A 14,508-nucleotide genomic window follows, 5' to 3' on the forward strand; every position below is an offset into this window, starting at 1 on the left:
GAGGCGTTTTTTCGTACGTTATCGGCTCGATATTCACCCGACAAATATTTCATATTCAAATACTGGCCATTGCTGTCGCGTGCGCCTGCGGTTCATTTCCCGGGCGGCGAGACGACCTCAGGTAGCGAATGCGTGCCTGCGCTCGAAAGCCGCCTGAACCACCGGGTGAACCCTGTCTGCTCAATCTGCGCGACCGGTTTCTGCCGTTTTCGGCATACGCCCCAGCATCTGAGGACCAGAAATGACCGTACGCACCACCAAGGCCGTCAAAGGCCGACTTATGATTTCGAGCGCGCTTGCGGCCATGGTGGCTGTGATGCCTGCCGGGCTCGCCCATGCCGAGAAGGGAGGTAATGGCGGAGCCAACGGACCGGGTGGGCAAAGCGTAACGCTTGGCACTGGCGAAGCTGGCAGAGACAACGGCGGCATCTCAGATGCGGGCGGCGGCGGGGCCGGTGAAATTGGTGGCAATGGCGGCAATTCACAAGATGCAAACGGAGGCCAAGGCGGACAAACGGCTGGCGCCGACGGTCAAGACGGACAAAACTCAACGGGTCTCGTATTTGCGGGTGGTGGTGGCGGCGGGGGCGGGGCCCACGGCAGCGTCGGGCCCGGTCTTGCGACAACCAGCGTAACGGGCGGAAACGGCGGCAATGGCGGAGCGGGGGGCAGCCGCTCGGGGAATGGCGGCGGCGGGGGCGCTGGAGGCTATGGTCATGTTGTCACTGGGACAGGAAGTCTGGGAACGTTGTCCGTTGACACCGCCGGAGGCCGCGGCGGCAATGGCGGCGATGGTTTGAACGGGTTTTCGGGCGGCACGGGCGGCGACGGGGGCAAAGGCCTCGTTTTCGCCGACGAGGCTGGCGCGACTTTCACAATCGCAACTGGCACAACCGTAACCGGAGGCAATGGAGGGACGAATGGTGGCCCGTATGGGGGCGCAGGCGGCTCAGGTGGAACCGGTCTCGAAGGCTCCAACCTCAATGTAACACTCGCGGGCACGGTCGCAGGCGGCTCGAATGGTATCGGGACCGCAACAGCGAACGCCTTCAACTTCACTGGCGGCACGAACACGCTCTCCATTGCATCTACAGGGGTGATCACCGGCGGCATCCGCACCAATGGCGCTCTGGACATCGCCCACGATGATGCGACCTACACGCTTTCAAACATCATTTCCGGCACGGGCTCGATCTCCAAATCGGACTCCGGCACGCTAACGCTAAGCGGAGCCAACACCTATTCTGGCGGCACCACGATTACAGACGGCACGCTCTCAGTCTCGGCCGACAACAATCTCGGCGCATCATCGGGCACGCTGACTTTGGGTGGTGGCACGCTGGCAACAACAGCGAGCTTCGCTTCTGCACGCGACGTAACACTCCTGTTCGGCACCGGTGGCAACGATATCAATGTCGCCGCCTCAACTGAATTTGTGCTTTCGGGCAACATTTCAGGTGATCGGGGCTTCGCAAAGACCGGGGACGGCACGCTTGTCCTCAGCGGCGACAATACCTTCCTCGGCATGCTGAGCATTCGCGGGGGCGTTGTGAACATCCGCAGCGACCAAGCACTTGGAGACTCTTCTGGGCTGACCGTTGTGCTTGCAGACGCAGCCCTTCATCTACAGGGAGGGATTACGACTGGGGACTCGATTGTCATATTTGGCGACGGCATCGCGAATACCGGCTCAATCCGCAATATTGCGGGCGAGAACACCATTACTGGCGACCTCGTTCTCAATACCGACACCCGCGTTAACTCAGACGCGGGGACACTCACCCTCGCGGGTGATATCAATGGTGAATTGGGCGGTGGCAGCCCCGTAAACGTCGATCTCGCACTCGGCGGCGATGGAGATGGCATTGTGAGCGGTGACCTCGGCTCGCAGATCGTCGACCTCATCAAGGATGGCGCAGGGACGTGGACGCTGAGCGGCACGAACTCAATTCAGAACGAGGTTCTCATCCAAGCCGGCGCATTAAACGTTCAAAGCGACGGCGCGCTCGGCTCACCAACCGGGACAGTTGAGGTGTCGGCCAATGGAACGCTCGAATTCCAGGGCGGCGTCACGGTCACCAAGCAGGCAATCAACGCAACAGGCGCGAACACGGGTGCCGGCCTCATCAGAAACGTGTCTGGCGACAATACTTTCAACGGCGCCGTCAACCTGGACGGCACGACGAACATTACCTCCGATGCAGGCTCAATCACGCTGGCTGGCGGCGTTACAGGCAATGGCACGCCGCAACAGCTCAACGTCACGGGCGATGGCGATGCCACCATCAACGGGCTGTCGGATATCACCATTCTGGAAAAGCGCCTTGGTGGGACGTTGACCCTGTCAGGCACGAATACGGTGAATACCGGCATCGGTATTTTCGACGGTGAAATCCTGGTCGAGAATGGGACGGTCAACAGGGCCGCTGGCACGGACCTGATCCGCGGCGGGCTGCTGACAGTTCGCGGCGCAAATGGTCTGTACAATGCAGACCGGATACAGGTTGGCACCAATGCGGGTGATGACGGTGAAATGCAGGTTGTCGGTGGCGGTACGGTGGATGCGAACATTATTACCGTTGGAGGAAATGATGCAGCCACCACCGGAGCCATGCGTGTCAGCGGTGCCGGCTCAACTGTAACAACAGACTTTTTCTATGCTGGCGGAGGAGAAGGCGAGGGAACGCTGGAAGTCACCGACGGCGGTTCGGTCGATGCAGGATTCATCTCCATTGGTGGGACGCAAGGACCGGGAACCGCTCGCGTAACAGGGGCGAACTCGCGCCTGTCATCTTCTGGCGACTTTCGTGTGGGGGGTATTTTCGGCAACGCTGATGGCATCCTGACCGTTAGCGAGGGAGGTACGGTCTCTGCCAGAAACGGCACTGGCTCAATTTTAGTCGGCAATGTTCTGACCGACGGAACGCTTGAGATCGGGGCGAGTGAAGGCGATGCGCCGGTCGGTGCGGGCATCGTAGATGCAGCAGCGCTTCAGCTCGACACGAGCGGCAGCACGCTCGTATTGAACCATACCGATAGCGACTACGTCCTCTCCTCGCAGGTCGGCGGCCTAGGCCAACTTCGCCAAATTGCCGGCACAACCATCCTGACTGGCGAGAACACCTATGCTGGCGGCACGCTCATTTCTAGCGGTACGCTTCAGATCGGCAATGGTGGCACCACCGGCTCGATCCTCGGCGATGTGGTCAATAATAGTTCGCTCGTCTTCAGCCGTAGCGACGACCTGACCTATAACGGCATTATCTCCGGAACTGGCAGCGTTTTCAAGACGAGCGCAGGCACACTTCGCTTGCTGGATGCCAACACGTATTCGGGTCTCACGACCGTCTCTGACGGCGCGCTTGTCATCGATGGCTCCATCGCTGGCGACGCCAATGTCGATACAGGTGCACGCCTGTCGGGCAATGGCAGTGTCGGCGGGCTCGTCACCATCGCGAATGGCGGCACGCTGGAAGGCCGCAGCGAGGAAAGCCTGTCGATGGGGGCTCTGTCCCTTTCAAGCGGGTCGGTCATCGACGTCGCGCTCGGTGCGCCTTCGACGACCGCCCTGTTCGACGTGACCGGCGACCTCACGCTCGACGGCACCGTAAACGCAACCGATAGCGGCGGGTATGGGGACGGCGTCTATCGCCTCATGAATTATGGCGGCAACCTCACGGACAATGGACTGGAAGTCGGCTCAACACCGGCAGGCAGCAGCGCTGTCGTGGTTCAGACTGCGCTTGCCAATCAGGTCAATCTGGTCGTTGGCGGGATGACACCGCCGCCGCCCCCTCCTCCACCTCCCCCTGGTCCGAACCCAACGCCAGATCCAACCCCGGCCCCCAGCCCCGCGCCCTACATCCAGTTCTGGGATGGCTCACAAACCAGTGCGAATCGTGCGATCGATGGCGGCTCTGGCACCTGGATCCTCGGTCAGACCAACTGGACACGTGCCGACGGCGACACGAACGACGCCTGGGACGGCGGCTTCGCTGTCTTCCAGGGCCCTGCCGGGATCGTCGAGATCGACAATTCCAATGGCGTCATATCCATTGGCGGCATGCAGTTCGCCAATACCGGCATGACGGTGCAGGGCGACGCGCTGACCCTCGCTGGCGCGAATGGCGGCACAGTCATCCGCGTCGGCGACGGCACATCGGCGGGTGCCGCGATGACGGCGACGGTCTCGTCAGTGATCACCGGCGCGAGCGAACTCGTCAAATCGGACCTCGGCACGCTCGTTCTCTCGGGCGATAATACCTACACCCGGGGCACCGATATCGCGTCAGGAACTCTCTCGGTATCGTCCGACAATAATCTCGGGGCTGCATCCGGCGCTCTGACCATGTCAGGCGGCACGCTGGCCACAACAGCAAGCTTCGACAGTGCAAGGGCGGTGTTTCTGGAGGCCAGCGGCGGTGTAGACGTTGCGGCGGACACCGAACTCGGCCTCACCGGCACGGTGGGCGGCGGAGGCCGTCTCATCAAGCGTGGGAATGGCACGCTGCGCCTGACCGGCACGAACACATATACAGGTGGCACCGAAATCAACGCAGGCACGCTGATAGGTAACACCACCTCCATTCGCGGCGATATCGCCAATGTGGGTGAGCTGGTCTTCAATCAGGATGCTGCAGGCACATTCGCCAACCGGATTTCCGGCACCGGAAGCCTCGTCAAAAGCGGTGACGGCATCCTGACGCTCGCTGGCGCCAACACCTATACTGGCGGCACGCGCCTTCAGGCCGGAACGCTCTCCATCTCAGCCGACAACAATCTTGGCGGCGCCAGCAGCACGCTGACTATCGCTGGCGGCAACCTTGCCACGACCGGCTCGTTCGCAAGCGAGCGCAAGGTTGTGCTCGAGAGCGACAGCGAGGTCAGCACCGAAGCTGACACCGAGCTTGCCCTGAACGGCGAAGTTTCGGGCGCAGGCAAACTTACAAAGAGCGGCGACGGCACGCTGCGCCTTGCTGGCACCAACACCTATGAAGGTGGCACGGAAATCGCGGGCGGCATTCTCTCGGTCTCTGCCGATGAAAATCTCGGTGCCGATGCAGGCGCGCTGACCTTCAGCGGCGGCACGCTGGCAACGACAGCGAGCTTCGAGTCTGGCCGCACATTCGTCCTCAATGCCGACGGCAATGTTGACGTCGCCGGCGACACTGAACTTGACCTCACCGGCGCCATTGAAGGCGCTGGCGCCCTCATCAAGCTCGGAGATGGCAGCCTGCGCCTCAGCGCAGCGAACAGCTATGCTGGCGGCACGCAGGTCCTTGCAGGGACGCTGATCGGCAACACCACGTCGCTTTCGGGCATGATCGCCAATGAGGCCACCCTCATCTTCGATCAGGATGAAGACGGCGCCTTCGACGGCACGCTTTCCGGTTCCGGTTCCCTCCAGAAGGTCGGGAGCGGGACGGTCACGCTGGACCGACTTCACCCTTTCTCAGGCGACACGCTGATCTCTGACGGCATGCTTGTCGTGAATGGTGGCAGCGCGGATGAAGCCGGGCTTGGCGGAACAGTGACCGTCGGCGAAAATGGCGTGCTGGGCGGCAGCGGCTCCGTTGGCGGCCTCAACGTCAATGGTACGATCAAGCCGGGCAACTCCATCGGCACCCTAGTCGTAGCGGGCGATGCAAGCTTCGGCGCCGGGGCTGTCTATGAAGTGGAAGTCGACCCTACCAGCACCGCAAGCGATCTGATTGCCGTCTCGGGCAGCGCCAATATCGATAGCGGCGCATCGGTTCGCCATATCGGCCTCGATGGCGTCTACGCCCCGACCAGCACCTATACGATCCTGACCGCTGATGGCGGGGTCAACGGCACTTTCGGCAGCGTCGATACCGACTTTGCCTTCCTCGACGCGGCGCTCGGCTATGATGCCAATTCGGTCGCGCTGACCCTCACGCGCAATGACATCGACCTGGCGGACGTCGCCCAGACGATGAACCAGCGCGCTGCAGCGGGCAGCGTTGAGAGCCTCGGTTTCGGAAATGCACTCTACGGCGCCATTCTCGTCCAGAATGAGGTGTCGGCCCGCGCATCATACGACATGGTGTCGGGCGAGGTTTACGCCTCCCGCAAGACCGCCCTTATCCATGACAGCCGCCACACGCGTGACGCAGCGAGCCTGCGCCTGCGTTCGCAGATTGCCCAGCCAGAGAACGGTCAGGGCTTCACCGGCTGGGCCCACGCCTTTGGCGGCTGGGGCACCGTTGACGGAAAGGGTAACACGGCGACGATGGACAACCACACTGACGGCGTCCTGTTCGGCCTCGACCGGACGTTCGCGTCAGGCTGGCAGACGGGCATCATGGGCGGCGTCAGCCATTCTGGCCACGATGTCGACCAACGCGCCTCCTCAGCCAAGAGCGACAATGTCCACCTCGGCGTGTATGGCGGCAAGGCGTGGGGCATGATCTCGCTGCGCGGCGGCGCTGACTATACGTGGCACGATATCTCGACCAGCCGCCGTATCCTAAGCGCGAACCTGTTCGACCGTGCACGGTCTGGCGCCGATGCCACCACCTCGCAGGTCTATGGCGGAATCGCCTATGACATGAGCACCGGCATGGCTCAGATCGAGCCTTTCCTCAACGTCGCTTACGTCAACATTGATCTCGATGGGGTCAGCGAGGTCGGTGGACCAAGCGCCCTCACGGTGAATGGCAGTTCCGCAGACAGCACGCTCACCACGCTCGGGACGCGTCTGTCATATCCTTTCGCAGTGGCTGGCGTGACCGGCCGCCTGAATGGCTCGATCGGATGGCAGCACGCGTTTGGGGATGTGCGCAGCTTCTCGACTAACCGTCTCAGCGGCGGCGATGCCTTTACGATCGAAGGCGTAACCCTGGCCCGCGACACAGGCGTGGTCGAAACCGGCCTTGATTTCGACCTGTCGGGTTCGGCGAAGCTCGCCATCACCTATCAGGGCCAGTTCGACGACGGCTCAAACCAGCAAAGCGTAAACGCCCGCGTCGCCTTCGCTTTCTGAGGCTTTCGACGCCGCCACTAGATCAGGCCCTCTCCCAAGACCGGGAGGGGGCCTTTTATTATGACCATTGCGAATATTGAGAGGACAAGCCATCTCGCGCCGATCTGGATTTGGCTTGCATTCTATTTCTGCTTGATAGACCGTCTTTCTTCAGAATGTCGTTAGGCCGTGCGCATCGGGGTTAACTCTTACCCTTCGCCGGAAATTCTCGATGGAGGGGACCATGAGCCAACATTCCACGAAAGCTGTCAGAGGCCAGTTGATGAAATCGACAGCGCTGTTGGCCCTCATAGTGGCGCTTCCGGTTGGGCTTGCCCACGCAGAGAGGGGTGGCAATGGAGGTGGCACCAACGCCGGAGAGGGCGGTCAAAGCGTTGCCACAGGCAGCGGCAATAATGGAACGGCGGGGTCTGGCACATCGGGCGGCGGCGGCGGCGGTGCCGGAGAGGTGAGCGGAAATGGCGGTGCTGGCGCAGGCGCAAGCCCCGCAGCGGGCGGCTATGGCGGCGTACATGGTGGAGTGGGAGCTGGCCTGCCCGCAGGATCCGTTACCGGCTACAACGGCGGCGATGGAGAAAACGGCGGAGCCACCTCCGGCGGTGGGGGCGGCGGCGCTGGCGGCTATGGCTATGTTGTCACTGGCTCCGGCTCCCTCGGCACACTCTCAGCTGTTGTAAGTGGCGCGAATGGCGGCGATGGCGGAAGTGGACAGTCCGCTGGCTTTGGCGGGGATGGCGGCAAGGGCCTCCTTTTCACCGATACGTCCGAAAAAATCGTGGCGATCGGTGCCGGTTCCAGAGTTAACGGCGGCGATGGCGGCGCTGATGGCGACGGCGCAGGTGGTGGCGGTGCTGGCGGCACCGGACTGGAAGGCGCAAATCTGGACCTCAGACTCTTTGGCACAGTGGCAGGCGGTTCCAACGGCGCAGGCACAGAAACGGCATACGCTCTCCACTTTACGGGCGGTACAAATTCGCTGTTCATTGAAAGGACCGGCGTGATTTCGGGCGGCATCCGGACCGATGGAACGCTCGACATATCAACTCGAGATTCAACCTACACGCTCTCGAACACGATTTCTGGATCAGGGTCTCTCTTAAAGTCCGGCACGGGCTTACTGACTCTTACGGGTAACAATACCTATACCGGCAATACCTCAATCTCAGGCGGCACTCTCATCGCTCAGAGCGATAATGCGCTTGGCGCCGCATCTGGCAGTGTCGATATTTCGTCTGACGCAAGGCTACTACTTCGGGGCGGCGTCACAATCGACAAGCAGGCGCTCAACTCCATCGGTGACAACACGGCGTTAGCGCTTCTTCAAAGCGACTCCGGCGACAACACCTTTACCGGTGTGATCAATCTTGGTGGCTCGGCCGATATCAGAACCTCCAACGGATCCTTGACACTGTCCGGGGGTGTGGCGGGGAATGGTGCTGACCAAAACCTCACCATCCAGGGAGATGGCGACACAACGATCAATGGGCTGTCAAATATCAGCACGCTGGAAAAAGAAGACGATGGCACGCTCACGCTGACGGGGACCAGTACACTCAGTGACCGCTTCATCATCACAGACGGCGATGTTGTCATCGACAATGCAACACTGACAACCACGTCGGGTATGTCCATCAATGGCGCCGAAGTTGTCATTAAAAATGGAACGCTAATCAGCACATCCGGCTTCGACCAGATCGGCGTCTCTGAGTTTCCTGGAGATATCAGCCGCGGAGGCAGTGTGACTGTGAGCGGCAGCGGCGCTGCGTACAATGCGAATTCGATAAGTCTCAGCTCCGCATCGCTTAAAGTTCTTGATGGTGGTACTGTCACCGCTAATGGAATCACGGCCGGTGGCTTCGACGTGGTTGAAGGTGGACATGTCGTCGTTAGCGGCGCTGGGTCTTCGATAACCACATCTTCTCTCACTATAGGACGGGCCGAAGCAGGAGGGACTCTCGATATCACCGATGGCGGTGTCGTTGAGACGACCAATCTCACTATTGGGGGCTTTGATGCGAGAGGGGACGCAACAGTCTCTGGCGCAAATTCTGTTCTCTCTGTTGCGAACCATTTTACGATTGGCGGACTCTTAAGCGCAGGCGATAGCAGTCTGACAGTCAGCGACGGAGCAACAATTTCCGCTGGCGATGGCGCTGGAACGATCATGGTTGGTAATGCAGAGTCCGGCTCTGCGCGCGGTAACCTTAATATCGGGTCTAGTTTAGGCGCCCCAGTCGGTGCCGGTACAATAGACGCCGCCGCGCTGGTCATGGGTGGCGACCTCAGTGCAATCCGTTTCAACCACACTGAAGACGACTATGTCCTCTCCGCCGACATCAGCGGGTCTGGGTCAGTTGGGCAGCGTGCCGGCACGACAATACTAACAGGCGAGAATACCTACACAGAAGGCACAGCAATTAGCGGCGGCACTCTTCAGATCGGTGATGGCGGCACAAGCGGCTCCATAACTGGCAGTGTCCGAAACAACGCTTCTCTCGTTTTCAACCGAAGCGACGCGCTAACTTTTGATGGACAAATCTTCGGAAGCGGACGTGTCTCGCAAAAAGGCACAGGCACTCTCCGTCTGACTGCAGATCATACCTATTCAGGCGGCACAACCGTCGAGAACGGGACACTGATCGTTGATGGCTCCATAGAAGGTGATGCCGATGTCCGCACAGGCGCCCGTCTTTCGGGCTCGGGCAGCGTCGGCGGACTGATCACCATCGAAGATGGCGCGACGCTGGAAGGCGGCACTGGCCAAACCCTTTCAATGGGGAGCCTCACACTGTCAGAGAGCTCGAACGTCGATGTTGCCCTCGGCGCGCCTTCAGACTCTGCCCTGTTCGACATATCTGGCGATCTGACGCTTGATGGCACGGTGAATGTCTCCGATGCAGGCCAATTCGGTCCCGGCGTGTATCGCCTGATGGATTATGGCGGGTCTCTCACTGACAATGGACTGGAGGTTGGTTCGGTGCCGGCCGGCACAAACAGTGTCATCGTTCAGACTGCGCTAGCCAACCGCGTCAATCTAGTTGTCGACACGGCCGCCCCGGGTCCAGACCCCGATGTCCTCACGGTTCAGTTCTGGGATGGGACGCAGACTGAAGCGAATGGCGCAATCGATACAGGATCGGGTACCTGGAGCCTCGGCCAGACAAATTGGACCCGGCCTGACGGGAATACGAATGATGAATGGCAAGGCGGTTTTGCCGTCTTCCAGGGCCAGGACATCACGATCACTGTCGATAATTCGAACGGCGACATCTCTGCATCGGGCATGCAGTTCGCCAGCGATGGCATCCTGGTTCAGGGCGACGCTCTAAGGCTTGCTGGTTCGAACGGCCAGAACATATTCAGGGTTGGCGACGGATCCGGCGATCCAGATATGACCGCAACCATCTCGTCGAGTATCACTGGACCCGCGAGCCTGATAAAGAGAGAGGCGGGCACCCTCATTCTCACCGGCCAAAACACCTACGTCGGCTCAACCGACATTGAGGGTGGAACCATTTCGGTCTCGTCTGACGCCAATCTCGGAAGCAGCAGTGCACTTCTACGGTTTTACGGCGGCACGTTGGCAACGACGGAAAGCTTCGAAAGCGCGCGCACTGTGTCAATCTCGACGAGCGGCAGCGTTGATGTCGCTGCCGACACCGAGCTTCACCTTTCAGGGCGGGTGACCGGTTCAGGACAGTTCCGGAAACTCGGCGGTGGTACTCTGCGCCTGAGCGGCGCAAATGGGTCCTTCAACCACGAAATTGTCGAAGGCACGCTGATTGGCAATTCAGCATCTATCCGGGGCGATGTCGCAAACTCGGGTGAACTCGTCTTCGACCAGAGTGACAGCGGTCTATATGGAAGTCGCATTTCGGGCAGCGGCACCTTCATCAAACGCGGCGATGGCGTGCTCAGCCTGCTAGGCAACAACACACATACAGGCGGAACGATTATCGAAGCAGGTGCCCTGCTGATAACCGAGGATCGCCAACTTGGCGACGTAGCGAGCGAACTGGTGCTCGCTGGCGGTAGGCTCTTTACCACCGCGTCCTTCGACACCGATCGGAAAGTCATCCTGACCGCCGACAGCATTGTCGATGTGGCCAACGGGACTGAACTTGGATTTACCAATAGCGTCGAGGGTGAAGCCGGTCTCATCAAGATTGGCGACGGTCGTCTGCGGCTGAGCGGGTTCAATACCTACACAGGCGTAACGGAAATTCGCGAAGGCACACTCATCGTCGACTCCAGCAGACTGGTCGGCCCTATCGTCAATGACAGCGTACTGATCTTCGATCAGGGCATCGATAACGAGTATGGCGGCGATCTTTCCGGCTCTGGCATTCTGATCAAGCAGGGGAATGCGCGCCTGCGCCTCAGCGGGACAAATACGCATACGGGCGGCACGCAGATACTGGCAGGCACATTGATCGGCGATACCGACTCCCTGTTCGGCGACATCTCGAATGCAAGCGCGCTGATCTTTGATCAGGATGATGACGGTGACTTCAATGGCACGCTGTCAGGAGACGGCTCCCTTGAGAAAACGGGCAGCGGTGCTGTTACATTGAACGGCCTCCATCCGTTCTCCGGCAACACGCTGATCTCCGAGGGCACGCTTATCATCAATGGCGGCGATGCAACCACGCCCGGACTAGGCGGCGACATCACTATCGGTGAAAATGGCGCGCTTGGAGGAAGCGGATCGGTTGGCAGCCTGGCTGTCAGCGGCACCATCGCGCCTGGCAATTCAATTGGAACGCTGACCGTCGCGGGCGATGCAAGCTTTGACGCTGGGTCTGTCTATGAAGTCGAAGTGGACCCGGCGGGCTCTGCAAGCGACCTGATCGCGATCTCCGGCACGGCCACTATTGATAGCGGTGCATCAGTCCAGCACATCGGCCTTGACGGCCTTTATGCAGCAAGCAGCACCTACACAATCCTCACCGCGGATGGCGGCATCAATGGAACGTTTGGCAGCGTCAGCTCCGACTTCGCCTTCCTTGATGCCTCTCTCGGCTATGACGCCAACTCAGTCGCGCTGACGCTCACCAGGAACGGCGTCGCGCTGACGGACGTCGCCCAGACGGCAAGCCAGCTCGCAGTCGCGAGCAGTCTTGCAAGTCTTGATCTAGGTGACCCGCTCTTCGGCGCCGTCATCGTGCAGGACGCTGCAACGGCACGGGCTTCGTATGATCTTCTTTCGGGAGAAGTCTACGCCTCGCGCCAGGCGGCCTTCATCAATCAGAGCCGCCGCTCGCGGGACGCGATCAACTATCGCTTGCGCCAGCAGGCCGATGACAATGCGGCCGATCAAACGGGTACCGTCTGGACAAGTCTGTTCGGTGGATGGGGCAGCGTCGATGGAGAGGGCGCCATCGTATCGCTGGACACTGATGAGGCAGGGATCCTCTTTGGGGCTGACCGGACATTCTCGAATGGTTTGCGTGCAGGTGTCATGGGCGGCTTCAGCCAGTCAGGTCACGATGTCGAATCGCGCGCGTCATCGGGTGAGAGCAACAATGTCCATCTTGGCGTCTATGGCGGCAAGAATTGGGGGGCTTTGTCACTTCGCACAGGCGCAGCCTACACTTGGCATGACAGCGAGGTTTCACGCCGCATCGTCAGCGCAAACCTGATCGATCGCACAAAGGGCAGTATGGACGCACGGACGGCGCAGGCCTTTGGTGAGATCGGCTACAGCTTTGCGACGGGAGGCATCGAAATCGAGCCTTTCGCGAATGTCGCCTACGTCAATATCGAAACGGACGGCTTCACCGAAAATGGCGGGCCAAGTGCACTTACCGTGGAAGGCGACACGGTTGACACGACGCTCACCACGCTCGGCGCACGGCTTTCCTCCTCTGCCTTCAGTCTCTCGAATATGACGGGCAGATTCCACGCCTCCGCCGGGTGGCAGCGTGCCCATGGCGACCTGGATACTTTCTCGACCAACAGGTTCGCGAACAGCGTTGCTTTCACGGTTCAAGGTGTCACCGCGGCGCGCGATGCAGCGGTCATCGAGGCAGGTCTCGATCTGGATATCTCATCCACGGCGACATTGGGCCTCGGCTATCAGGGGCAATTTGGCGACGGAACAAAACAGCAAAGCCTAAACGCTCGCGTCGCCGTCGCTTTCTGAGCCTTTCAAAGTCGCCACTAGATCAGGCCCTCTCCCAAGACCGGGAGGGGGCCTTTTCCGTTGGAGCCGACATACGGCAAACCCAGCCGCAGGTGCGCCTGACGCCGCGCTAGGTAGTGTTCCTCATTGGCGATTGCCCTCATGACGCGTCTGCTAGGCCCACGCTGAAACGTGAGGGCCCTTGCCCATGGATGGATCATTTTCTTCGCAGTTTAGCCAGACAGCGACCGATACAGATCGCGGCGCAACGGAAGGTTTCCGGCGTGAGGTAGACCGCTTTCTGGCAGAGGAACTGACGCCAGAGCTGAGAGACGCCGGACGCGCGACGACCGGACTCAAATCACCCTCATGGGCCTGCAAGGAATGGCGCCAGAAGCTCTTAGACAAGGGATGGCTCGCGCCAAGCTGGCCAAAGATGCATGGCGGCGCGGGCTGGTCGACGGCGGAGCGGCTCTACTTTGAGCAGGCTTGCGCCGCCAATGACGCGCCCCTCATCATGTCGTCCGGAATCCGCACCATCGGCCCTCTCCTGATGCAGGAAGGCACCCCCGCCCAAAAGGCCCACTACCTGCCGCGCATCCTGACCGGCGAACATGAATGGTGTCAGGGCTTCTCCGAGGCCGGAGCGGGGTCAGACCTCCCTGCCCTCTCCATGAAAGCAGAGCTGACTGGTGACCACTTCCTGCTGAATGGCACCAAGCTCTGGACGAGCTTCGCCCAGATGGCGACGCATATGTATATGCTGGCCCGCAGCGAGCCGGGCTCAAGCGGCCGCGACGGGCTCGTCTTCCTCCTGCTGGACATGTCGCTCCCCGGTATCGAGGTCCGCCCGATCCGCTGTATCGACGGCTCCGAAGAGATCTGCGAAGTCCACTTCGACAATGTGAAGGCGCCTGCAAGTAGCGCGCTCGGCAAGGCCGGCGATGGCTGGCGCATCGCGCGCGTCCTGATGAAGATCGCCCGCTCGAATAACACGACCACAGGAACGCTGAGACAGGCATGGCGCGCCGCATCGCGGTTCGTGGCAGCGGCAGAGAAAGACCCTGACCTCAAGCGCCGTCTGGACCTGCTCGAGGCAGATATAACCGGATTCGAGGCTCTGGAGGCGAGGCTCTCAAAAGAGCACGCGGAACTTAACGACGCTTCCCGTTCAGCGATGATGAAACTACGCGCCAGCGAGCTGCATCAGAAAATCACCGAAGTGGCGCTGGAGGCTGCGCCGCACGATGAAAAGGCGCTTGCGAAATACTTCTTTACCCGCGCCGCGACGATCTATTCCGGCACGAGCGAAATTCACCGCAACAGCCTCGCCCGGGCAATCGGCTGCCCCTGAATCCCGGAAACTGAAAAGCCGCTGAGC

General features: G+C 60.5%; 3 protein-coding genes. All 3 read left to right on the plus strand.

Features of this window, described 5'->3' with window-relative positions; all coding sequences use genetic code 11:
* Positions 1-241: 241 nt before the first annotated feature.
* Positions 242-7,003, plus strand: a complete 6,762-nt coding sequence (locus KUV46_03175) for an autotransporter domain-containing protein (GenBank protein ID QYJ01405.1) — start codon at positions 242-244, stop codon at positions 7,001-7,003.
* 262 nt (positions 7,004-7,265) lie between these two features.
* Entirely contained in the window at positions 7,266-13,148 is a 5,883-nt protein-coding gene (locus tag KUV46_03180) for an autotransporter domain-containing protein (GenBank protein ID QYJ01406.1), read from the plus strand.
* 187 nt (positions 13,149-13,335) lie between these two features.
* Positions 13,336-14,481 (plus strand): acyl-CoA dehydrogenase family protein, encoded by a 1,146-nt coding sequence (locus tag KUV46_03185; protein QYJ01407.1) that lies wholly within the window; start codon positions 13,336-13,338, stop codon positions 14,479-14,481.
* Positions 14,482-14,508 lie beyond the last annotated feature (27 nt).

It is taken from the genome of Thalassovita mediterranea (assembly GCA_019448215.1).
GTDB lineage: Bacteria > Pseudomonadota > Alphaproteobacteria > Caulobacterales > Hyphomonadaceae > Henriciella.